At 51.5% G+C, this 22,173-nt stretch carries 18 protein-coding genes and 1 tRNA gene; 15 read left to right on the top strand and 4 right to left on the bottom strand.

Going from position 1 to position 22,173, the window contains the following annotated elements; translation table 11 throughout:
• Positions 1-110: 110 nt before the first annotated feature.
• A tRNA-Gln gene (locus GX659_00545) sits at positions 111-181 on the bottom strand.
• A gap of 355 nt (positions 182-536) precedes the next feature.
• On the opposite strand from GX659_00545, the gene GX659_00540 reads away from it, so the two are divergent.
• Complete coding sequence (locus GX659_00540) at positions 537-2,186, top strand: hypothetical protein (GenBank protein NLD27280.1); 1,650 nt, start codon at positions 537-539, stop codon at positions 2,184-2,186.
• A 292-nt stretch (positions 2,187-2,478) separates the two neighbouring features.
• On the opposite strand, the gene GX659_00535 is transcribed toward GX659_00540, so the two are convergent.
• On the bottom strand, positions 2,479-5,124 hold the full coding sequence (locus tag GX659_00535) for a hypothetical protein (GenBank protein ID NLD27279.1): 2,646 nt from the start codon (positions 5,122-5,124) through the stop codon (positions 2,479-2,481).
• Positions 5,125-5,268: 144 nt separating this feature from the next.
• On the opposite strand from GX659_00535, the gene mutL reads away from it, so the two are divergent.
• The 11 genes from mutL to GX659_00480 all read left to right on the top strand — a co-directional run bounded on the left by mutL (position 5,269) and on the right by GX659_00480 (position 14,547).
• On the top strand, positions 5,269-7,008 hold the full coding sequence (gene mutL / locus GX659_00530; protein NLD27278.1) for a DNA mismatch repair endonuclease MutL: 1,740 nt from the start codon (positions 5,269-5,271) through the stop codon (positions 7,006-7,008).
• Positions 7,009-7,098: 90 nt separating this feature from the next.
• Positions 7,099-8,007 carry a tRNA (adenosine(37)-N6)-dimethylallyltransferase MiaA gene (miaA, locus tag GX659_00525; protein ID NLD27277.1) on the top strand — a complete coding sequence of 303 codons (909 nt, stop codon included), beginning with the start codon at positions 7,099-7,101 and terminating at the stop codon, positions 8,005-8,007.
• 50 nt (positions 8,008-8,057) lie between these two features.
• Positions 8,058-8,324, top strand: a complete 267-nt coding sequence (locus tag GX659_00520) for a hypothetical protein (GenBank protein NLD27276.1) — start codon at positions 8,058-8,060, stop codon at positions 8,322-8,324.
• 157 nt (positions 8,325-8,481) lie between these two features.
• Entirely contained in the window at positions 8,482-9,774 is a 1,293-nt protein-coding gene (eno, locus tag GX659_00515; GenBank protein ID NLD27275.1) for a phosphopyruvate hydratase, read from the top strand.
• 3 nt (positions 9,775-9,777) lie between these two features.
• On the top strand, positions 9,778-10,242 hold the full coding sequence (gene rimI, locus GX659_00510) for a ribosomal protein S18-alanine N-acetyltransferase (protein NLD27274.1): 465 nt from the start codon (positions 9,778-9,780) through the stop codon (positions 10,240-10,242).
• Between the two features lie 20 nt (positions 10,243-10,262).
• Positions 10,263-11,036 carry a dihydroorotate dehydrogenase electron transfer subunit gene (locus GX659_00505; GenBank protein NLD27273.1) on the top strand — a complete coding sequence of 258 codons (774 nt, stop codon included), beginning with the start codon at positions 10,263-10,265 and terminating at the stop codon, positions 11,034-11,036.
• Between the two features lie 29 nt (positions 11,037-11,065).
• Complete coding sequence (locus tag GX659_00500; protein NLD27272.1) at positions 11,066-11,989, top strand: dihydroorotate dehydrogenase; 924 nt, start codon at positions 11,066-11,068, stop codon at positions 11,987-11,989.
• Positions 11,990-12,028: 39 nt separating this feature from the next.
• Positions 12,029-12,622: an HNH endonuclease gene (locus GX659_00495; GenBank protein NLD27271.1), complete on the top strand. Its 594-nt coding sequence runs from the start codon at positions 12,029-12,031 to the stop codon at positions 12,620-12,622.
• A 7-nt stretch (positions 12,623-12,629) separates the two neighbouring features.
• Positions 12,630-13,604: an RluA family pseudouridine synthase gene (locus tag GX659_00490; protein ID NLD27270.1), complete on the top strand. Its 975-nt coding sequence runs from the start codon at positions 12,630-12,632 to the stop codon at positions 13,602-13,604.
• Positions 13,601-14,296 carry a peptidoglycan editing factor PgeF gene (gene pgeF, locus GX659_00485; GenBank protein ID NLD27269.1) on the top strand — a complete coding sequence of 232 codons (696 nt, stop codon included), beginning with the start codon at positions 13,601-13,603 and terminating at the stop codon, positions 14,294-14,296. Before GX659_00490 ends, pgeF begins: the two co-directional genes overlap by 4 nt.
• 17 nt (positions 14,297-14,313) lie before the next feature.
• Positions 14,314-14,547: a hypothetical protein gene (locus GX659_00480; GenBank protein ID NLD27268.1), complete on the top strand. Its 234-nt coding sequence runs from the start codon at positions 14,314-14,316 to the stop codon at positions 14,545-14,547.
• Positions 14,548-14,568: 21 nt separating this feature from the next.
• Here the strand turns inward: GX659_00480 and GX659_00475 are convergent, their stop codons facing one another.
• The gene (locus GX659_00475) at positions 14,569-15,951 is read right to left on the bottom strand and encodes a TldD/PmbA family protein (GenBank protein ID NLD27267.1); all 1,383 of its coding nucleotides are present in this window, start codon (positions 15,949-15,951) and stop codon (positions 14,569-14,571) included.
• Between the two features lie 23 nt (positions 15,952-15,974).
• Positions 15,975-16,529, bottom strand: a complete 555-nt coding sequence (locus GX659_00470; GenBank protein ID NLD27266.1) for a hypothetical protein — start codon at positions 16,527-16,529, stop codon at positions 15,975-15,977.
• A 152-nt stretch (positions 16,530-16,681) separates the two neighbouring features.
• Here GX659_00470 and glmU point away from each other — a divergent pair, with 152 nt between their 5' ends.
• From glmU to GX659_00455, 3 genes are read left to right on the top strand one after another with little or no spacing between them, the layout of a single operon-like run.
• Positions 16,682-18,064, top strand: a complete 1,383-nt coding sequence (glmU, locus tag GX659_00465; GenBank protein ID NLD27265.1) for a bifunctional UDP-N-acetylglucosamine diphosphorylase/glucosamine-1-phosphate N-acetyltransferase GlmU — start codon at positions 16,682-16,684, stop codon at positions 18,062-18,064.
• 30 nt (positions 18,065-18,094) lie between these two features.
• Positions 18,095-19,930, top strand: coding sequence for a glutamine--fructose-6-phosphate transaminase (isomerizing) (gene glmS, locus GX659_00460; protein ID NLD27264.1), 1,836 nt, complete (start codon positions 18,095-18,097; stop codon positions 19,928-19,930).
• On the top strand, positions 19,927-22,158 hold the full coding sequence (locus tag GX659_00455; protein NLD27263.1) for a UvrD-helicase domain-containing protein: 2,232 nt from the start codon (positions 19,927-19,929) through the stop codon (positions 22,156-22,158). The genes glmS and GX659_00455 overlap by 4 nt, the downstream gene beginning before the upstream one ends.
• Positions 22,159-22,173 lie beyond the last annotated feature (15 nt).

The following is a 22,173-nucleotide window of genomic DNA, read 5'->3' as shown; positions in this document are numbered from 1 at the left end:
TCTGCAAAATTCGCATCCGCTGTTCTAACGGCTGCGTGCGAACCGTGGGGTCTCATCCACCACCCCCAAGCAAATAAAAAAGGCCACCTTTCGGCGACCTTTTTCATTTGCTCGGGGGCAGGGATTCGAACCCCAATATGCAGCTCCAGAGGCTGCCGTCCTACCGTTGGACGACCCCCGAATAATCCGAAATCCGATTTCCAAGCAAAGGGTGCCGTCCTCCCCTTCGTAACCGTTCGGCGGAAAAACACTGCCTCACACTTCGGGGATTCGCATCCGTAATCGTCGCGTCCATGGCTATGGTCGCGACTCAACGGATGCCTATACCGTTGGACGACCCCCGAATAATCCAAAATCCGGCGCTGTCAAAGAAAGAAAGAACGATCGATCCGAGCGCGGGCTTCTAGCATCGACTCAGCACATTGTCAATTATTTTCAAGCACTTATAATCTTCTAAAAAACTCAACAATCCAGGCAACATCCCCCCTGGATCAGCCGATAATGGATATAGAGGGGTAGGTCCCTCTATCTTAACTATGTCCAAAATGGACCTGACAGATCTTTCAAGAAATTATTTTGGCGGCCTCTCGTCGTCGCAGGCGAGCAGCTATCTCTCCGGCGACCCCGTGGCCTTTGCTGCGAAGCTCTGTGGCACCTTCCTTGTGCAGGGTCCTGAAAATCCCGATGGTTCAACCAACCTCTATGCCCCGGATGGATCGCTTGCTGCGGTCATCGATGCGGATGGCAATCTCTTCGTCCGCGATGGCGATAGGGTTTTGATCTACAGTGCAAAGCCCGAGGAGAAGGATCAAAATGCTGTAAAAGCTGGGAGCGCATCCAGAAAAGAGGTCTGTGAGCAGGAGGTATTCGGGTCACATCTCTTGACCGAAGAGGTCTGTATTCCTGAACCTGCATTGCCATCTCCGGAGAAACAGACTTGTGAGGTGGATGTTTTCACCGTTGTTGATGAGCCACAGTGCATTCCGCCTGAGCCAGACCTTTCGACGCAAAATAGTGCGATCAATCTCTTTGGAAGCTGTGATGATCTCTTAGACAGGATGCTCGGTACCTGCGCGCCTGACGAATATAGCGCCATAGATGATCCTTCTGTCGAGGAACCCGAACAGCCGCCGAAAAGGGAAGTGGATCCCGTAATCGTCGCTCCCGAACCTGAGCCCAAGTCGAAGCCTGCCAAGGCCGATAAAGACGATGATGCTGGGGTGGCGCACTCCGCCAAGATTGCGACGCCTGCCGGTGAAAAAGTTGAAGATGTTGAGACTACGGGATATGGAGAATCCGAATCCTCATCGGAAGACTATAGCGGGTTTAAGATGACCTTTGAGCATGGATCGACGGAGGAGAGTTCCGAGAGCTATGCCTCGGCCTCATCCGGAGCGGAGCAGACGCCTTCCACCCAAAATTCAGTGGGGGATTTGAAGCCTGCATTTTATATCCATTCCTTCGCTTCATCTGCAGCCTCGGGACCCGTGGATTTCGCGAGCGCCGCTTTCGATCTGATTCCGACTCAGGCCGTGGTCGGGGGAATACTTTCAACTTCTTTCGCGGTCGAATTTATTAAAGGGGCGATTCACCTCAATCCGGGTGCTGCCTATTTTGAAAATGCCAAGCATCTTTCACAGGCTCAGCTCTCGGCGCTCAGGAGGATCCTCCACAGTCAGGGTCCAGATTCAGGATCGGAGAAGGTCCTTCCAGAGGTAGTTGGTGTTAGGTCCAACCATGTTGCAAAGAAGGGGATCTTATCTCGGGGGATGCTTCCTATCGGTTTCGATTCATTGAACGATTTCGGATTTAGCCCCCTTCCTTCTTTTTTATCGGCTCGCCGAGCTTTCCTCGGGAGATCCAAAGGTGGAAATGCCGGGATCTCCGCGCTTGGATTTGCGTGTGCAATTGCTGAGGATTCCCCCGCGTCGATAGCCGAGGCGACCCGAGGGCTTGGAGGAATGCCTCACACGATGTTATCTTCGGGAGTTCTCTCTGCAATTTTCACTGCCGCATCGGACGCTGAGCGTAAACTTCACACTGTAGCGGATGTCTCCCATGAAGGGCATTCCCATAGCGATGGTGGAGATGAAGGGGGCGGAGGCAATCGGGATCAGGAAGAGGATTACGATGATGAGTTTTTCGACCAGTTTGCTTCCGAGGATATTCCCGCTGAGATTGTTTGAAAGCTGCCTCCCACTATAGAATTTATAGATAATATATTCTTAAATTATCATATCAAAATCCTCTAAAGGTTTTTCACAGTGGTTCGGGATAAAGGTGTGGATAGCTGGAGCTCTGGCGAATAATTTAAGCCCTAAATGCGCCCGAAATCGAACTGACCAATAAATAGGCATAAGATATACTTATAAATTAGCTAGATAGGCATTCTGTCCGTTTGTCGCTGAACGTCGTAGAAGACGAAGAAGTTCTCCACAAATGTGAATAAAAAGTGGATTGGCTTAATTGGAGGGGGGTTTAAAGCAGCTTTTCAAGTTCCACTTTAATGTTTTGCGCCATCTCATTATTACAGGATACCCCGTATCTCCTCCGCCTTTTTTTCCCTATTTCCAGCGGAAGCTCCGTGAGAAGATTATTCTCGAGCAATGTTGGTATCGTGTGCGCGAGGTCGAATCTGTTTATCGCTTCCTTGTGTCTTATCCTGTCGAGCATCAACAAATCCGTACCGGTGCGAGCCATATTTTCGATGAGTTCTTTTTCATCTGACTCGCGATCGCATATGCCATGGGCATGAACTGCGGCTATGTAAAGCGTTTCGAGGTAGGGAATTACGATGCGCGACAGATTTTCGATTCTGTCCGCGAAGCCGGGAGAGGGATATATATTTCCCTCGGCGGATAGTTCAGCGATGTCGCTTTCTATCAGAAAATCTATTGCGTCATTTAGATGGTTTTCTCCAAGCCTCTCCCTTTCAAAACGAAATTCGTGGGCGAGAAGATCCCGTATCAGCGGAAGGTCATCGAGCATCTTCTTCCTCCTGATAGGCGTTCCGCTGTTGGATATCTCCATACAGGCGACTGATAGAGGGAGGAGAAAATGGGCTATGCTATTTTTAAAAAAGGCCAGTTCGTTTCTTTTGGTTTCCCCCACCGAGATATAGTCGCCGAGCGCGCTCATGTTTATTGAAACGAGTCGTCTCGAGGAAAGCATCGAGAGGGCCTTCATCATGACGGGTTCGAGCTGTGAGTCGAATCTGGAAGAGAAGGGGTTGTTTGTCTTGCGAAGGTAATCGTATATCAGCTTCGAGGTCCCGTTGAACTCCTCTAGCGTCACGCCCCTGCGCCCATGCGAAAGGAGCGATGCAGCCGCCAGCGCCACGGGAGTTATCACGCAGTTGTCGTTCAGAATCCTGCTTATCGACTCACCGATCTCCGGCACCTGCTGCGGCGAGGGCTGGTCGACCGACATTTCAACCGGTTCGCCAAACCTCACGTATATGGAGCCGTGCTTATATGCTCGGCCTTTCAGATATTTCGTGAGTTTTATCAACTGCCCGGCGTTTTCAGGTTGCTTGTCTGCGCCCTCGCTTTCGGCGACGTAGCTCCCTTCCTCCATGACCCTGTCGTAGGTCAGTGAGACCGGCATGAATGAGAGCTTCGAAAAGCCGGCTCTCTTGGCGGCCCGTTCAAGCATGGCTATCATCCCGAGCTTGGGCATCCTGAGCTTGCCGGTTCTGCTTCGCCCCCCCTCGATGAAAAATTCTTGGCAATATCCCTCCTTGAGCAGGATTTTAAGATAGGTTTCCAGCACCGCCTTGTAGAGCGTGTTGTCCTTGAACTCGCGGCGTATGAAGTACGCTCCGCAGCGTCGGAAGATCTTGCCCATCGGCCAGAAGCTCATGTTTATCCCAGCTGCGATCTGCGGAACGGTCATGCCGTTTTTGTGGAGTACGTGCGAGAGGATGAGATAATCAACGTGGCTCTTGTGATTCGGAACCAGAATTACCGGGCCTTCCGAGTATAGGTCCTTCGTTCTTTTTAGTCCCTTGGTGTCAATTTCGTAGCTTTCATAGATTCTGTTGAGAGTCGATCCGAGAATTCTGTCCATGACCTCGACGTAGGTGTAGTCGATGTCGGATGCGATCTCCCGGATGTATTTTTCGGCGAGGTCACGCACGCTCTCCGCCTCCTTACCGAGATCCGCAGCGATGTTGCAGATGCTTTCATCCAGCTCGGGATCCGACATCACTTCGTTGAGAAACCAGCTGCGGGGCTTTACCAAAGGGCCGGTGACGGTCTGGCGCGAGGCCCTGAGCGAGCCGAGCAGCATCCCTTTAAGCCTTAAGGCGACATCCTGATCCGAGCCTCCGGACGCAATTATGAACTCTCCAAGGTCTATCGGTTTGCCCATCGCGACCTGCGCGTGTGAACGAAACCTCCTCAAAAAAAGAATCAGGCTTCGAAATATTCCCGGAAATTCTTTTTCTCCGAAGAGAATTTCAAAAAGAGATTTTTTCAGCTTGTCTGGGCGGCGGCTCCATAAAAATTCCACGGGGAGTATGAAGACTTTTCCGGCGGAGAGCCTGCCGGCCTTTACCACTTCGATAAGCGCGCGCGATTCTCCGGTCATCAAGAGCCCGTCGTCGAGAAGGTCGGAGGCGGGGACTCTTATAAATGCGCTCTTTCCGGATGCGATCATCTCGGGGAGCAGGCCGTCATCGAGGGGGTCCGGGATCTCGCCGCTTACGGCGATCTTGGCCTCCTCACTCCTGATGGTGCGGAAGAAATCTCCCCATCTCATCCAGCGCTTCAGGGTTACGGAGTTGTTATAGGCAGCGAGCGGTATGGAATTTTCGAGAAAAAGCGAGTTGAAGTAAGCATACTCCAGGTGGCCCAGGTTTTTGAAGACGTATATTACCGTGCCTTCGGAAGATAGTCGCCTTAGGTCCGCAAGCGATTCGGCGTCCATCTGTACCCTGTCGAGGATTCCTGAGAAGAGGACCCTATGCTGTATGTTCCATCGATCGCGCATCGCCGATGCGTGGGGCATATCTTCGGAGGGGACCCCGAACCTCTCGGGCCATCTTTCAGAGAGCCTTGTGAAAGCCGGAGAGAGCCATTTCATGATCCGGTCTGATATCGTCATGTCGTATATTCTCATCATCCCGCGATTTTTCACAAATTCCCCCGCTACTTCAAGCATAAAGGAGGATATCTTTTGCCATTGAAATGGTATCGAATTGGGGGTAGTCCAAGCCACCAGGAACTTTCGACATTCTTTCTTAAAGCCGCTTTAAAGGAATAACTTATGGGAATAATTAGTGAATTGCCGGTTGATCTGGTGGAAAAGATCGCCGCCGGAGAGGTGGTAGAGAGGCCGGCCTCGGTTGTTAAGGAGCTGATTGAAAACTCCATCGATGCCGGCGCGAGCAGGATAAAGATTGTGATACGCGGAGGGGGGAGGGGGCTCATCTCGGTCGAGGACGATGGATGCGGGATGGGTCGAGATGACCTCGCTAAGTGTGTTTTGAAACATGCGACGAGCAAAATTCGCAGCGAATCGGATCTGTGGAATTTACACACGCTAGGCTTTAGGGGGGAAGCGCTTGCTGCTATAGGGGCAGTCTCAGAAATGGAGATAGAATCGAGGCCTGCTTCGGAGGCGCTCGAAGGGTCGCGTATCATTCTCTCTTTCGGTGCGGCCGATGGCCCTCATCCAGCTGGATGTCCTTCGGGTACGCGGGTCTCGGTTAAAAAACTTTTCGGCAACGTTCCGGCGCGCATGAAATTTTTAAAATCGGATGCTGTGGAGTTTGGCCACGTTCACGATTCCGTAGTTGCCCTGGCGCTTGCCAACCCCTCGGTGAGATTTGACCTGTCATGTGATGGCAAGGAGCGCCTCTGTGCACATGCCGCCGACTTCGCCGACGATGATGCGATGAAATCGCGGATTATCTCCCTCGTTGGCGATTCGGTTTCGGCCGGACTAAAAAAAATTTACGAACCGGCCCCAGAAATTTCCGTGGAGGGATGGGTTTCGGAAAACGGAAGGCGCGGCGGAAAGGATATCCATATCTTTCTGAACGGGCGTCCGGTGCGCGACAGGCTTCTCATCCATGCCGTGACTTCGGCGTTGGGGGACGGGACTTTGCGAGACAGGTACCCGGCGGCGATTCTCTGGATGCGGATCGATCCTTCGAAAGTTGACGTCAACGTACATCCTACGAAGCGCGAGGTGAGGTTCGCCAACTCCGGAGCCGTCTATGAGTTTCTAAAATCCGCCATGCGCAAAGGGCTGCAGAGCGGTTTTCCGACCTCTGCGGGATCGGTTCGATTTCCTGGTGTGGAAAATGCGATCATGCGTTTTGAGGAAAGGCGAGAGTGTCAGCCCTTAAGGGGTTTTTCGAATTTTGCGTCAGGTGAGAAAAGGAATTTGGAGCACCGCGATCTTTTCTTCACTTCACAAGACCTGCCGCGGCTTCGTCCGATAGGACAGCTGGGACTTTCCTATATCCTCTGCGAGGATGAGAACCGCTCGCTCGTCGTTATAGACCAGCACGCCGCTCATGAGAGGTTAGGATTTGAGGCGCTGAAGAATCAGCGTTCCCGCGGGGGTGTCGCAGGGCAACGCCTGTTGATTCCGGAGAGGGTCGAACTCAGCCCTAAGGAGCTGGCTCACGTCATGGAACATTTTGGAGCACTCTCGGAAGCGGGGTTCGAGATAGAGCACTTCGGCGGTAATTCCGTCGTGGTGAAAAGCGTACCGGAGATGCTCGCCGGAATTTCTCTGGCAGGATTCCTTTCCGATCTCGCCTCGGATCTTGAGGAGCTCGGCGCTTCGTCATCCGCAGATGATGCGGTAAATAGGATACTGACGAGGATCGCATGTCATTCACAGATTCGAAGCGGGGATAGGCTTTCTGATGCGGAGGTGGCGGCCCTTGTTCACGATGTTGTGAGGGAAAGGGTCACTCATTGTCCCCACGGGCGTCCGGCGCTCGTAAAAATTGACCCGCAGGAGATCGAAAAGTGGTTCAAGAGGGATTGACCATTAATTTTTAATCGACCATGGACAATTGAGCGTCGACTATTGATCATGCGCGCGTTCGAATTTGGTCGATGGTTGATGACGCTAACTATGAAAAAGATAATAGTCATATGCGGACCGACGGCGTCAGGGAAGAGCGCCTTGGCTATATTTCTGGCGAAGGGATGTTCCGGCGAGATCGTCTCTGCCGATTCCCAGCAGATCTGGCGTGGCTTTGATATAGGCACGGCGAAGCCGTTCGAAGAAGAGCTTCGCGAGGTGCCGCATCATCTGATCGACATCTGCGATCCGTCCGAACGTTTCGATGCTGAAAAATTTTTAAGACGCGCCGATGCTGCGATCGATGACATCTCATCGCGCGGCATGATTCCCTTTGTCGTTGGAGGAACAGGGATGTATCTCCGTATGCTCGAATTCGGGATCTGTGAGGCGCCGGAGTCCGATCCCGCGCTGAGGGCAGAGCTCGAATCCCGTGCGAAAGCCGAGGGCCTTGCGGCGCTTTACGAAGAGCTTGAAAGGGTCGACCCTCAATCGTCCTCTTCAATACATCCCAACGACAAAATCAGGATAATCCGCGCTCTTGAAATATTTCAACTCGCCGGATCTCCAGCGAGCGAGTTTCGCTCCGGCCATGAATTTTCCAGCCGTCGTTACGATGCGTTGAAAATCGGCCTCAACATCGAAAGGGAGGAGCTCTATCGCCGCATCGACGCCCGCGTCGATTCGATGATGGCAGCGGGCCTTCTCGAAGAGGTTCGTGCGCTTCTCGACAGATATGACAGCGCTGCCCAACCCTTCTCGGCGGTAGGCTACAAGGAGCTCGTTTCGCACCTCGCCGGAGAGGTATCCCTCGATGAGGCGGTAAGGCTTATAAAGAGAAACAGTCGCCGCTACGCCAAACGCCAGATGACCTGGTTTCGGGCGGACTCGGAGATAAAGTGGTTTGAGCCTTTAGAAATTTCACTGATCGAATCGGAAGTTCTTCAAAAAATTATTTGATACGGATCATCTATCCCCGCCTCGGTGCGCCAGAGCTCAAGGGCGATTTTATGGTGGATTGCCCGCTCAATATCGGGCTCAACAAAGCGCTGGCTATCTATGGCAGGTTTGATCCCAAAAGCTATGTGGATCTGTATTTTCTCAAGCCGTTCCTGAATTTCGACATAATGAAGGTGATAGAGCTCGCGAAGAACAAGGATGCCGACATCGAGGCGTTTCAGTGGGTCAAAGTCATTCTCGACGCCGAAAATATCCGGGTTTTGCCGAGGATGCTGAAGGAGATCGACCTGAACGATCTCGAAAGTTTTTTTCACTGAACTGAGGAAAGAGATACTCTTAGCCCTCAAACGCTAGCTAATCATATCGAACGGCGACTCGATTACGCCTAAAAATCTTCCTTTTCCCATCAATTGACACGCACGCCTTTATGATGTAGCCCTCTCACCCAAATTTTAAACAAAACGGAGGAAGAAAGTGGCCAAAATTATCGACGTAATAGGCAGGGAGATTTTGGATTCAAGGGGCAACCCGACTGTAGAGGTCGATGTTTACGTAGAAGGTGGGGTGCTGGGTCGCGCGGCGGTTCCATCCGGTGCTTCTACCGGAATTCACGAGGCATGCGAACTTCGCGACGGGGACAAAAAACGCTATATGGGCAAGGGGGTCCTCAAGGCGGTAGAGAATGTGAATACGGTTTTGAAAAAAGTCGTTAAGACCCTTCCTGTGACGGGGCAGAAGGCGATCGATGCCGCCATGATAGATGTCGATGGGACGCCAAACAAGACAAAGCTTGGAGCTAATGCGATACTTGGCGTTTCCCTTGCCGTTGCCAAGGCAGCTGCTGTGTATAACAAGATGCAATTCTTTGAATATATCGCTTCACTCTACGGCGACAGGTCGGCGAGCGTGCTCCCTGTTCCCATGATGAACATACTAAACGGCGGCGAGCATGCCGATAACAACGTCGATATCCAGGAATGGATGGTGATGCCGGTAGGTGCGAAAAACTTTCATGAGGGTTTGAGGATGGGCGCCGAGGTATTTCATAGCCTGAAGAAGGTTTTGAAGGAAAGAGGGCTTTCCACCTCTGTTGGCGATGAGGGCGGCTTCGCGCCGAATCTCGGATCGAATAAAGAAGCCCTCGACGTCATCATGCTCGCCATCGAAAATGCCGGTTACAAGCCGGGCAGCGATATCACCCTTGCCATCGACGCGGCATCCTCCTCCTTCTACAAAAACGGGGTTTACATTCTCGAGGCTGAGAAAAACCCGAAGATGTCTTCAGAGGAACTCATCGCCTGGTACGAAGATCTTGTTTCTAAATATCCGATCGTGTCGATCGAAGATGGCCTTGCCGAGGATGATTGGGAAGGATGGAGACTCATGACCGAGAGGTTGGGCGGCAAGATTCAGATCGTCGGCGACGATCTCTTCGTGACCAATCCCAAGAGGCTTTCGCAGGGAATTTCCAGCTGCACGGCAAACTCGATTCTTATAAAACTGAACCAGATCGGTACACTTACGGAGACCCTCGATTGCATAAGGATGGCCCACGATGCGAAGTACACCACCGTGATTTCACACCGTTCCGGAGAGACCAGCGATTACACTATCGCTGATGTCGCAGTTGGCACCAACGCCGGGCAGATAAAAACCGGCTCCGCTTCGAGGTCAGACAGGATTTCCAAGTATAATCAACTTCTTCGCATAGAAGAGACCCTTGGCGACAGGGCCAGGTACAGGGGCCGCGACGCTCTTGCCAGGTAACAGATGAGCGAAAATTCAAAGGGCAGCGAATTGAACATCGTTAGGTTCGACCCGTCTCAGATCGATGAAATAATGAAGATCGAGGTCGAGGCTTTCACCCTTCCGTGGTCGAGGCAGTCCTACGAGGAAGTGGTGGCGCTGGATACGGTCGAGATGTGGGTGGCAAAATCCGGAGACGAGGTCGTTGCCTATATGTTGATACAGCGGATCTATGATGAGATGGAACTTCATACCTTTGCTGTAAAATCATCGTGGCGAAGGAAGGGCATCGGCAGAAGAATGCTGAATAAAATGCTCGATCTCGCTCGCGGTTATGATGTTGAGCGCATATATCTCTTGGTCAGGCATTATAACGTTTCAGCCAAGAACCTTTATGAGTCCCTCGGTTTTAAAATCATCGGAGTTCGAAAAAATTACTATCAGGACGATGGTGCAGACGCCCTTGTTATGTGTATGAATGTCGTTTAGATTTCGATGCCGGAGGTCGATTGAAAGATGAACGCTGCAAAATTTCCCTGAATGAAAAGGTGAGCGATAACCTTCATATGATGCGCATTCGCGTCGCCTGGGAAGGATTCGTGCCGGGTCAGTTCGTCATGCTTTCCATTCCTGGCAATGAGGTCTTTCTGCGCAGGCCCTTTGGAATCGCGGGACTTTCCAAAGGTGAACTCGAAATATGCTACAAAGTAGTCGGCAGAGGAACTCGTCTGCTTGCGGAGGCGAAGAGAGAAACGGAGATAGATGTTTTAGGCCCCTGCGGACATGGGTTCGATATCTCAAAGCTCGAGTCGAATTCGACCCCGCTTCTAATCGCGGGAGGATACGGGATAGCTCCCATTTTCGGGCTTGCCTCGCTGCTTCGTGAAAACGGTTATTCTCCCCATCTGTTCTACGGCGGAAAGAGCCGCAGCGATCTTTTTTATATCGATCAACTGGATGAGATCGGAGTCGCTGTTCATCTTTCTACCGAAGATGGTTCTTTGGGAAGGTGCGGGTTGATCACCGAGCTTCTGTGTGCGGAACTTGCATCTTTCTATTCACCCTCCATCTTCGCATGCGGTCCGGAAGGCTTGCTGAAGGCAGTAGCAGCAATTTCAAAAAAGAATTCATTGCCCGCACAGGTTTCCACCGAGAGATACATGGGGTGCGGGATAGGGGTATGTCTCGGCTGCGTGTGCAAAGATGTATCCGGCGGTTACGTGAGGACCTGCCGCGAGGGACCGGTTTTTGACGTGAATGATCTGATGTGGGATAACGGCTAATGATTTTTCCGCGATGGAGAAGATAAACGATGCCCGATTTACTTAAAACCAGAATAGGCAAACTCGAACTTAAAAATCCCGTCATGGTCGCTTCGGGCACCTTCGGATATGGCGAGGAATTTTCCGAGATGTTCAATCTCGCGGCGCTTGGCGCTGTCGTCACCAAGGGAATATCTCTGAAGCCCCGCGAAGGGAACCCGATGCCTCGCATCGTCGAGACCCCATCTGGGATGATCAATGCCATCGGCCTTGCCAATGTCGGGGTTGAAAAATTTCTCTCCGAAAAGCTTCCATTTCTCGTATCGAAAATGGCGACGGTCATCGTCAACGTCTTCGGCTCCAGCATTGAAGAGTACGAGGAGGTCTCCAGCTCTTTCGAAGGAGTGAATGGCATCGCCGGGATCGAGGTTAATATCTCCTGTCCAAATGTGAAGGCTGGCGGAGTTCAGTTCGGCACCGATCCCGAGATGGCAAAAAAAGTCATCGACAGAGTCCGCAAATCCTACGGTGGTTTTCTGATGGTGAAGCTCTCGCCTCAGGTCTCCGATATTCGACAGATGGCGCGTGCCATGGAAGATGTCGGGGCCGATGCATTGTCGCTCATAAACACAGTTCCCGCTATGGCGATCGATTCGGTGAGGATGAAACCGGTCCTCACCAACGGTAGCGGCGGTCTTTCCGGCCCTGCGGTCAAGCCGATAGCCCTGAAACTGGTGTACGATGCCTCTCGTGCGGTTAAAATTCCTATAGTTGGGCTTGGCGGAATAATGAACTCCTCTGATGCCGCCGAATTTTTGCTCGCCGGTGCGTCGGCAATACAGGTCGGCACTGCAAATTTTGTTAAACCTTCCACCGCATGGGATATCGTGAGCGGAATTAAGAATTATTGCTTGACCCACGGTTTTACATCGATCGATCAGATACGCGGGAAGATGAGGTCTTTAACCAGCTAAAGCTTGATCTGACGCCTATTTCAGGATACCATCGGGCCGATGTTATCCTCGTCGGTTCTAGTCCTGAATAAACACTATATGCCGGTCAACGTAGTGACCGTGCGCAGGGCTTTCTGCATGCTCGTCTCAGGCATTGCGCATGCCGTCGATCGCGAATTCAAGACATTCGATTTCAAAAGCTGGGCCGAGCTTTCTGCCAGCGTCAATGATGAAACCGTGGGAGTTATCGGCAAGGCGATACGCGTGCCGCGCGTCTTGATACTCGCCACCTACGACCGACTTCCAAAGAGGACCGTTCGTTTTTCGCGTATGAATATAATGCTTCGCGACAATTACACCTGCCAGTATTGCGGCCTTAGGTTCAAACGCACGCAGCTAAACATCGACCACGTGATCCCTCGTTCTCGCGGTGGCAGCACGACATGGGAAAATGTTGTCGCTAGCTGCCGCAAGTGCAACCTGACAAAAGGTGGATGCACTCCGGAAGAGGCCGGCATGCGTCTTCTCAAAAAACCGGTGCGTCCTCATATGACCCCGTTCTCGGGTTTGAATCTTCTTTCCGGTTATGAGGAATGGAAGCCGTTTGTAAATATGGTCGACTTCAGCTACTGGAATGTCGAACTTGAGAGCTGATGCCATCATGGACTCCATAAAAGAGAGGATTGCTGTTGAAAAAAACGACGAAGGGCTTCGTCTGGATATGTTTGTGTCCGAAAAAATTTCCGGCATATCTCGCTCAAGAGCTGGCGCCCTGATTTTAAACGGCGACGTAACTGTTTCGGGGGAGATAAAAAAGCCTGCATTCAAGGTCAAAGATGGGGATGTGGTCGAGGTTTTGATTCCTCCGCCTAAATCTTCCGAAGGTTTTGCACAGGATATACCTCTCGATGTTATATATGAGGATGATGATGTTATAGTCGTGAATAAGCCAGCAGGAATGGTCGTTCATCCTGCGGCGGGCCACAGGGATGGCACCCTCGTGAACGCTCTGCTGGCACACTGCAAAAATCTTTCCGGGATAGGCGGTAAAATACGCGCCGGCATAGTTCATAGGCTGGATGTCGGTACGAGCGGAACCATAGTTGCTGCAAAAAACGATGCAGCGCACAATTCGCTTTCAAATCAGTTCAAATCTAGAAAGGTAAAAAAAATTTATCTGGCGCTTGTGTATGGATCAATGCAGGGGGATAAGGGGTTTTTCGATTCTCCGATAGGAAGGTCTCAAAGAGACAGAAAGAAATTTTCGTCGAGGAGCAGGATTGGGAGGCAGGCCCTCACAGAATGGAGAGTTGTCGAAAGGTTTTATAAACATCTGACCCTCGTTGAGGTCACCCTTCATACCGGTCGCACTCACCAGATACGCGTTCATTTTGCCGAAGGTTCTCACCCTCTCGTCGGTGATCCGGTTTATGGGGGTGAAAAAAAGATAAAGCGTCTTACGAAGAGTCAACTTATGGAAGCCGTCGCATCCTTTTCGAGGCCTGCGCTTCATGCCTGGAAGCTTGGATTTTATCACCCTAAATCCGGCGAATTTATGGAATTTGAATCTGAGATAGCGAAAGACTTTGCATCCATGCTTTGTTCTCTCAGAAATCTTTGCAGTGGGGGGAGATGATGTTTGAAAAAAAGGCCGGCAATTACACTTTGATCTATTCTGATCTCATCGAGAAAATCGATGGAATTGTCCACGGCTTCGGCCTTCGCGGCATTACGGGGCCGGAATATCTCGATGCCATCGGGGTCAAAGACCACTTTGTATTTCAGACCGACCAAGTTCATGGCAGTACCGTACACTACCTTATGCGGTCGAAGGAATCTCTCATCATAAAGGGAGATGCATTCATAAGCGACAGACCGGGAATAGTGTGCTTCGTGAGGACCGCCGATTGCGTTCCGATACTTCTCGCCGACCGGGATGCCTGCGCGGTCGCAGCGGTCCACGCGGGCTGGCGGGGCAGTGCAGGAAATATCGTAGGTAAGACGATCGCTGCGATGCGCGATGCCTTCAGCGTTGACCCCGGGAATCTGGTTGCCGCTATAGGACCTTCCATATGCGGAAGGTGTTACGAGGTGGGGGGCGAAGTCATAGACGCATTGTCCAGCCTTCGGATAGGGGATTCGTGGTGCATCGATTCATCTCATGCGGATCTCAAGGCGGCTAACAGGCTTTTGCTTGAGGCCGCAGGGGTGCCGGCTTCATCTATAGATGTCTCTGATAGATGCACCTTCTGTGAAGATGCCTTTAACTCCTACCGCCGGGACAAAAATGAAGAGGGACGGCAGCATAACTTCATAATGATCGCATGATAAGGATGGAGCCGATTATGAAAAGGATCACTATAGTTCTAGCGCTGATTTTGTTAGGAATCTCTTCTTTTTCATGTAACGAGGATCTCTCAGCGCCGGACATGGTATGTTGTGAGTCCTACGGATTCGGCGCGATGATGGTGAAATGCTGTGAAGAATATACCTGGATTCCTCGTAATGAGTGCGCCATTCCGGAAGGATTCGTAGGTGGGGGAAAAGAGATAGTCGGGGATAGTCTGTGCGGGAAGTGATCTTCTTTTGGATGATCTGTACTACATGCCTCCCACAACTATTTCAGGTATCCTGAGCGTCGGCTGTCCGCATGACACAGGTGCTTCCTGCCCACTCTTGCCGCAGGTGCCGATTGAAAAGCCGAGGTCGGTCGCTATGCGGTCTATCTCCATGAGTATCTTGGGACCGTTTCCTATGAGAGTTGCCCCGCGGACCTGATCTCCCAGCTTCCCCTCTTCAATGAGATAACCTTCTTGAACGTCGAATACGAAATCTCCATTGATCGTGTTGACCTGGCCGCCTCCCATGCGTTTTACGAAGAGCCCGGATTCAGTGTCGCGCAGTATCGCGGCTGCATCGTCGTAGCCTGGGGCGATGATCGTGTTGGTCATCCTGACTATCGGCGGGACCCTGTAGCTTTCGCGCCTGGCATTTCCTGTAGAGACGCTTTTTGACCTCTGTGCCCTGATGTTGTCGGACATATAATTTTTTAGAATTCCTTTTTCGATCAGGACCGTGCGCTTTGCGCAGGTCCCCTCGTCGTCGAACGTGAATGTGCCCCTTTTCCCCTGCAGAGTTGAGTCGTCTATGACGGTCACAAGCGGGCTGGCAACCTGTTCTCCGATTTTTCCTGAGTACACGGAGTTTCCGTCGAGAGCGAGGTCGGCCTCAAGACCGTGCCCGACCGCCTCGTGGATCATCGTTCCGCCTGCTTCGCCGGCGATTATTACGGGCATCTTGCCGGCCGGGGCCGGGCGGGCCTTCAGATTCCGTAGCGCTCTCTTGGCGGCGCGCTCGGCTATTTCTTCAGGCATCGTTTCGTCGAATGTTTCGAAGCCAAGGCTTCCGCCGATGACCTCGTATCCTGTTTGAAGGACTTCTTTGTCGGCTGCGACAGTTTGAACCAGAAGCGCGGTGCCTACTTGTTCATCGATCGCATATGTTCCCGATGATGACGCTATCAGTATCCTACGCACTGCGTCTCTGTAGGTTATTTTAACCTGACATATCGCGGTGCCTGCGCTCCACGCCGTTTCGTTGGCCCTCTTGACTATCTCGCATTTCTCTTCGAGTTTGACTCCGGATGGATGATGCTTGACCATCGATGGAGATTCCGGAGCCATCTCAACCAGCGTTATTTTTTTTACGTCCGCGTTTTTAGCCCTCACGGCTTTTCCGACGGACTTTGCCATTTCCAGCAGTGCTTTTTTTGAAAGGTCGTTGGTGGCTCCGTATGCAGTTCTTCCCTCGGATATGACTCTGATCCCTATCCCGTGGTCGAAAAATGATGAAGCATTTTCGATCTTCCTATTGTCGAGGGTTATGGTCGTTGAACGCTTCTGTTCGATGAAGACCTCGGCAAAGTCGGCTCCGTATCTCATCGCCGTCTGAATGATTTTATCTACAGGATGTTGATTTATCATTTGTCGTGATCGGTCGGATCTCTCTATTTGGCATTCTCTTCGAATGGTATAAAATATTCCGTGTCGTCTTCGGTCTTTTGAAGCGCCAGCGCATGATGGACGATTTGAGGCCGACCGATTTCGCTCGGTTGGGTGGAATTTTGAAAATAGCTTCTGTTCTGATTCAAATAGATCATGCGGGCCTCGTGGCTATCGAGCTCTTCCACGGCATGCCCGGATGGAACGTTTGCGGTTTTTGGTTTAGCGTTGCCGATGGCGATTGAGACTTCGGGTGTCTTTTCTACCTCCGGTTTTATCTCTGGCAAGACCAGCTTCTTCCGGCTTATCGCTTCTCCTGCGATCTCCTGCCTCTGCGCAGTTGTCGTCGGGGTAGCAGTTAATGCAGATGCTGCGGCTGGGGCGGAAGGTTTTGATGCTGTGTCGGCGGGTGTTATCCGGTCGCTCAGCTTCTGGAGGGTAAATATGAAGAGGAACAGCAGGAGAATTGCCGCAAAGTTGAAGAGGCTGGATCTGGGGATCCTGGTCAGCGGCCTGAATATGCCAAGCTGCCTCGATATGGTCTGCTGTGTGGTGCTCATCTTCTCCCTCCGTTTTCCAGCACGATTGGCCTATCACATGCCGACATATAATGTCAAAATGAGGCTTGTATTCCGATCCCCCTGATTATATAAGCGCTGAAATTTTAAAAATTCGGCTTTAAATGAATAAGTTAATAAAAACGGAGGGTTAGATGGCTAAGGTCGCCGCTATCATACTCGCTGCAGGTAAAAGCACTAGGATGAAATCCAAAAAGTCGAAGGTGCTGCACGACCTCTTGGGGCGCCCAGTCATTTCCTACGTTGTGGATGTGGTGAGGCGAGAGGTTGGCTCTGACAGGGTAATAGTCGTTAGGGGGCCGTCGCAGAGGGATGTGAAGGAATACATTCTTAACAATCGCCTTGAAGATGCTGTACAGAGGCAGCCGCTTGGCACCGGCAATGCCGTTCAGGCAGCCGGAAAAGCTCTCAAGGGCTTCAAGGGGTATGCGCTTTCACTGTGCGCCGATGTGCCGCTGATACGAGGCGAGGTGATTTCATCTTTTCTGAAATACGTTTCGGAAAAGGGTTCTACTATGGGCATTCTGACGATGAACCTCCAAGAGCCGGGCAGCTATGGTCGGATAGTTCGCGATCTGGACGGCAAGGTCGTCAAAATCGTCGAGGCCAGGGACGCCGACGAAGAGGAGCTAAAGATTAGGGAGGTCAACTCTGGAATTATGTGCTTCGATGCCCAGTGGCTTTTCAAATCCCTGAAGAAGCTCTCCAATAAGAATGCGAAGGGCGAGTACTATATCACCGATCTTGTGGGCATAGCCCTCAAAGAGGGGGTGAGCGTCACTGCTTGGAGCGGGGAGCCTGCTACGGACTTTCTTGGAATCAACACGCGCATCGATATGTCCAGGGTGCGCGAGTTGATGATTGAAAGGATCAACGCTGCGCATATGCTGGGAGGCGTGGGGATCCTAGACAGCAGAAATACGAATATAGACTTCGGGGTGAAGATAGGCGCAGATACGACGGTGATGCCCTACACATTCATCTCAGGCAATACAAGGATAGGCTGTGATTGCATAATCGAAAACGGGGTGGTCATAAAGGACTCAGTGGTCGGCGACGGGGTTCATATAAAGGCACACAGCGTTATAGAAAAAAGCACGATTGGAGGTGGAGCGATACTCGGGCCATTCGCAAGGGTGAGACCGGATTCCAAAGTCGGCAAGAATGTTCGCATTGGAAATTTTGTTGAGCTGAAGAAATGTACGATGAAGGATGGATCAAAAGCCAATCATCTGACCTATCTCGGCGATGCGGTGATAGGCGCAGGCGCTAACATCGGATGCGGAACTATTACCTGCAACTATGATGGTTTTGCCAAGTACAGAACTTCGATCGGCGACGGGGTTTTTGTTGGCAGCGATACTCAGTTCGTGGCCCCGGTGAGAGTGGGACGCGGCGCTACGATAGGAGCTGGTTCTACGATAACGAAGAACGTCCCGGAGTTTGCGCTGGCGCTGTCGAGGGTTCAGCAAAAGGTCGTGCCGGGTTGGTCGAAGAGGCGGAAGAAAAAGAAATAGAAATATATCTTCTTAAATGGAGAGGAATCTATGTGTGGAATAATGGGATATGTGGGTACTGAGCAGGCGACGCCCATACTGATCGATGGACTGAGGAGGCTGGAATACCGCGGGTACGATTCCGCCGGCATAGCGGTGCTGAGTTCGGGAGAGATAAAGATAGTTCGTGCGGAGGGAAAACTCTCCAATTTGGAGAGGATGGTGAATGAGTGTAATCTGGTCGGGAATACAGGAATAGGTCATACCCGGTGGGCCACCCACGGCAATCCCAACGAGATGAACGCTCATCCACATCGCTCCGGCGACATAGTCGTGGTGCATAACGGGATCATCGAGAATTATCTGGAGCTCAGGGAGTCTCTGACTGCGAGCGGGCACCGCTTCACATCCGAGACTGATACTGAGGTCATCTGTCACCTGATGGACTACAATTTCAAAAGGAACGGAGGAGACTCCCTCTCTGCTTTGAGGGAGACGCTAGCTAGGCTCAGAGGTTCATATGCTATGGTCATAATGAACGCGCAGGAGCCCGGCGTTCTCTATATCGCCAAGACCGGAAGTCCTATGGTTTTGGGAGAGAGTAACGGTTCGAGATATGTCGCCTCAGATATACCCGCTTTGCTCCCTTACACAAAAGGGGTGATCTTCATAGAAGATGGCGAGCATGCGGTCGTCTCTTCAAGGGAGATTAAAATATATGATTCGGAAGGAACTCGTATAAATCGTGAAAAGCAGCATATACCATGGAATCCTGTCATGGCAGAAAAGGGCGGGTTCAAACACTTCATGCTCAAAGAGATACACGATCAGCGTGACATGTTTCAGGATATTTTTGCCGGGCGTGTTTCCAAGGAGCGCGGCGTGGTCGAGCTCAAGGAGATCGATAGCTTGTTCGACGGCAGCAATCCTAAGTTTGATCGAATCGCCATAGTCGCGTGCGGGACATCGCTGCATGCTGCGATGGTAGGCAGATATATTATTGAGTCTCTTACGAAAATTCCCGTCGCCATCGATTATGCATCCGAGTTTAGATACAGGGACCCGATACTCGATTCCAGGACATTGATTGTGCCTATATCGCAGTCGGGTGAAACCGCCGATACCATAGCCGCGGAAAAACTCGCAAAGGAGCGAGGCTGTACGGTCATGGCGATATGTAACGTTTTGGGCAGTTCGATAACCCGCATGGCAGATACTACCATCTATACCTATGCCGGCCCCGAAATAGGTGTCGCCTCCACGAAGGCATTCACGGCCCAGCTCGTCGCCCTCGTATTGTTTGCCCTAGATGTCAGCAGGAGGACCGGCAGCCTTGGCGGTGCGCAGATAAGATCCATGGTCGAGGAGATGCTCAAATTGCCGCGATTGGTAGCGGAGGTGCTTGAACAGTCCAATCACATAAAGGATATTGCCGAGATGATAGCCGGGGCTGAAAATGTTCTCTTCATCGGCAGGAACCACAATTTCCCGGTCGCGCTAGAGGGCGCGCTGAAGCTCAAAGAGATATCTTACGTTCATTCCGAGGGTTTTGCAGCCGGAGAGCTTAAACACGGGCCGATAGCGCTTATAGACAGCGGTGTTCCGGTCGTGGCGATAATCCCGAAGGACGAGTCCTACGAGAAGATGCTGTCTAATATCGAAGAGGTGAAGGCTCGCGGAGCATTCACGATAGCGGTAGCCAGCGAAGGGGATGAAGCAATAAATTTTACCGTCAACGAGGTCGTGCGAATACCCGCTGCAGATGAATTTATGACACCGATTCTCGCTTCTATTCCGCTTCAGCTGATCGCCTATTTTGCAGCCGATCATAAAGGGACGGACGTAGACCAACCCAGAAATCTTGCGAAGAGCGTAACTGTAGAATGACGAATCTGAATTCAGCGCAGCTTGCAGCCGTATCGCATACAAAAGGCCCCCTGCTGGTGCTTGCAGGCCCCGGCAGTGGCAAGACCATGGTGCTGGTGCAGAGGCTGGCTCGCATCATCGAAGAGGGACATGCCTATCCCTCCGAGATACTTTCCGTAACATTTACGAATAAGGCCGCAGGCGAGATGGCGAGTCGCGTGGAAAAACTGATCGGCTCGCGTGCGCGCGAGATCTCTATAGGAACATTTCACTCCATCTGCCTGAAGCTCCTCAGAAAACATTCCGAGAAGATAGGTATGAGTCCAAAATTTTTGGTGTACGACGATTACGATCAGACGGCTCTTGTGAAGGAATGTCTCGCTGCGCTCAACATAGATACGGGTAAAATTCTCCCCAACGCGGTAGTTGACAAGATAAGTCGTGCTAAAGACTCCTGTCTTGATCCGAAGTCGTTCGCTCTGAAATTAGGAGACAATCCTTATCTGAGAAAGATTTCAAAGGTGTATGATCTCTACCAAAATAGGCTGATGCAGCTCGAGGCGGTGGACTTCGGCGATCTGATACGCTTGGTTGTCAAGATGTTCGACGACTATCCCGAGCTGCTTTCATTGTACAGGCGCAGGTGGAAATATGTCATGGTCGATGAGTACCAGGATACCAACAATGCGCAGTACAGGTTCATCGAACACCTTGTAAAAGAGCATAGGAATATATGCGTGGTTGGGGATGAGGATCAGTCGATATACAGATGGCGCGGTGCGGATGTGAGCAACATCCTGCGCTTTGCCGAGGATTTCCCAGGATGTGATGTGGTCAAGCTGGAACAAAATTATAGATCGAGCAAGGCCATCATTCGCGCAGCAGCAGTTTTGATAAATAACAACGCTGGCAGAACCGATAAGGAGATATGGACCGACAATGGAGATGGTGAAAAAGTCTCCGTAGTTTCATGCGATAGCGAGCGTTCGGAGGCGGAATTTGTTGCATGTAAAATTCAGGAGGTCGCATCGCAGGGGAAGCGCTACGGCGACATCTCCGTATTTTATCGTACGAATGCGCAGTCGAGGCCATTCGAAGAGGCTTTTAGCATCAAAGGCATTCCATACAGGATTTACGGAGGTGTTCGTTTTTATGAGAGGGCCGAAGTCAGGGATGTAATATCGTACCTGAAACTTGTGGTCGATTCAAACGACGATCTTAGTTTTTTGAGGGCCGTGAGTAGCCCTTCGCGGGGTGTCGGAAAAACATCGCTTGAAAAATTGAAGTCATACGCCGCTTTTCGAGGGATTTCCTTGAGCGCCGCGATTCCCTCCTTTGTAGGCTCGGGGGCGATCAGGCGTTCCACCGGTGAAAAACTCCTGGAATTTTGTTCCGTCATTGCATCGGTAAGGGATGCTTCTTCGTCGATGGGCTTGGGTGAACTGGTCCGTGAGCTGCTTGAGAAGTCCGGATACATATCCGCGCTTGCGTCGGTTTCATCGGTTGAATCCGAAAGCCGCCTGGAGAATATAAACGAGTTGCTTACGGCTATGGAGGAGTTCGTTCCCGCTTCAGACTCCGATCCGCTGGTGGAATTTCTTGATCGGATCGCCCTCGTTTCCGAGATCGACAGAATGGACGACGACAGGGGTGCCGTTACTCTAATGACCATTCATTTGGCAAAGGGGCTCGAATTCCCCTCCGTCTTCATGGTAGGCCTCGAGGAGGGGCTTTTTCCGCACTCACGTTCATTGAACGATCCCAATGAGCTCGAGGAGGAACGCCGTCTTTGCTATGTGGGGATGACTAGAGCGATGAACGACCTGACGATATCCTACACCTTCAAGCGCAGGCTCTTTGGAGCGGAAAAGTACAGCGTGGCATCGAGATTTCTCGGTGAATTGCCGGAGGATTCCATAAGGCGTATTTCCCTTTCCAGCCCGCCCTTTTGTGCCGATGACAACGATTCCTCTGTCTCGGTAAACAGATCTTTCAAACGGAGGTCTTTCCTTCCCGCGGATGAATTCGATTATTCATCCGATGATTTCTCGGGCGAGTTTGATCAGAGGCCGCAGGAGGAGCGAAGGGCGCCATATTCAAATGGAATGAGGGTGCGTCATCCGGTTTTTGGAGTCGGTGTCGTGAGAAGCTGCGAGAAAACGAGCTTCGGTCACAAGGTCATGGTCAGTTTCAACAGCGGAGAGGTGAAACGCCTTATTGCAGAGTTCGCCGGGCTGGTTTGCCTTTGATATTTTAAAGCGCAC

The organism is Myxococcales bacterium, assembly GCA_012513515.1.
Lineage (GTDB): Bacteria > UBA10199 > UBA10199 > 2-02-FULL-44-16 > JAAZCA01 > JAAZCA01.
The sequence above is the reverse complement of the archived record's forward strand: the minus strand, read 5'-3'. Positions and strand labels throughout refer to the sequence as shown.

Bases quoted from the DNA above. Each gene is read 5' to 3' on its own strand.
- pgeF (NLD27269.1), top strand. From the start codon at position 13,601: ATGATGTTTGAAAAAAAGGCCGGCAATTACACTTTGATCTATTCTGAT.
- GX659_00500 (NLD27272.1), top strand. From the start codon at position 11,066: ATGCCCGATTTACTTAAAACCAGAATAGGCAAACTCGAACTTAAAAAT.
- GX659_00540 (NLD27280.1), top strand. From the start codon at position 537: ATGTCCAAAATGGACCTGACAGATCTTTCAAGAAATTATTTTGGCGGC.
- GX659_00535 (NLD27279.1), bottom strand. From the start codon at position 5,124: ATGATGAGAATATACGACATGACGATATCAGACCGGATCATGAAATGG.
- glmS (NLD27264.1), top strand. From the start codon at position 18,095: ATGTGTGGAATAATGGGATATGTGGGTACTGAGCAGGCGACGCCCATA.
- glmU (NLD27265.1), top strand. From the start codon at position 16,682: ATGGCTAAGGTCGCCGCTATCATACTCGCTGCAGGTAAAAGCACTAGG.
- GX659_00455 (NLD27263.1), top strand. From the start codon at position 19,927: ATGACGAATCTGAATTCAGCGCAGCTTGCAGCCGTATCGCATACAAAA.
- GX659_00475 (NLD27267.1), bottom strand. From the start codon at position 15,951: ATGATAAATCAACATCCTGTAGATAAAATCATTCAGACGGCGATGAGA.
- miaA (NLD27277.1), top strand. From the start codon at position 7,099: ATGAAAAAGATAATAGTCATATGCGGACCGACGGCGTCAGGGAAGAGC.
- GX659_00470 (NLD27266.1), bottom strand. From the start codon at position 16,529: ATGAGCACCACACAGCAGACCATATCGAGGCAGCTTGGCATATTCAGG.
- GX659_00480 (NLD27268.1), top strand. From the start codon at position 14,314: ATGAAAAGGATCACTATAGTTCTAGCGCTGATTTTGTTAGGAATCTCT.
- rimI (NLD27274.1), top strand. From the start codon at position 9,778: ATGAGCGAAAATTCAAAGGGCAGCGAATTGAACATCGTTAGGTTCGAC.
- GX659_00490 (NLD27270.1), top strand. From the start codon at position 12,630: ATGGACTCCATAAAAGAGAGGATTGCTGTTGAAAAAAACGACGAAGGG.
- mutL (NLD27278.1), top strand. From the start codon at position 5,269: ATGGGAATAATTAGTGAATTGCCGGTTGATCTGGTGGAAAAGATCGCC.
- GX659_00520 (NLD27276.1), top strand. From the start codon at position 8,058: ATGGTGGATTGCCCGCTCAATATCGGGCTCAACAAAGCGCTGGCTATC.
- GX659_00495 (NLD27271.1), top strand. From the start codon at position 12,029: ATGTTATCCTCGTCGGTTCTAGTCCTGAATAAACACTATATGCCGGTC.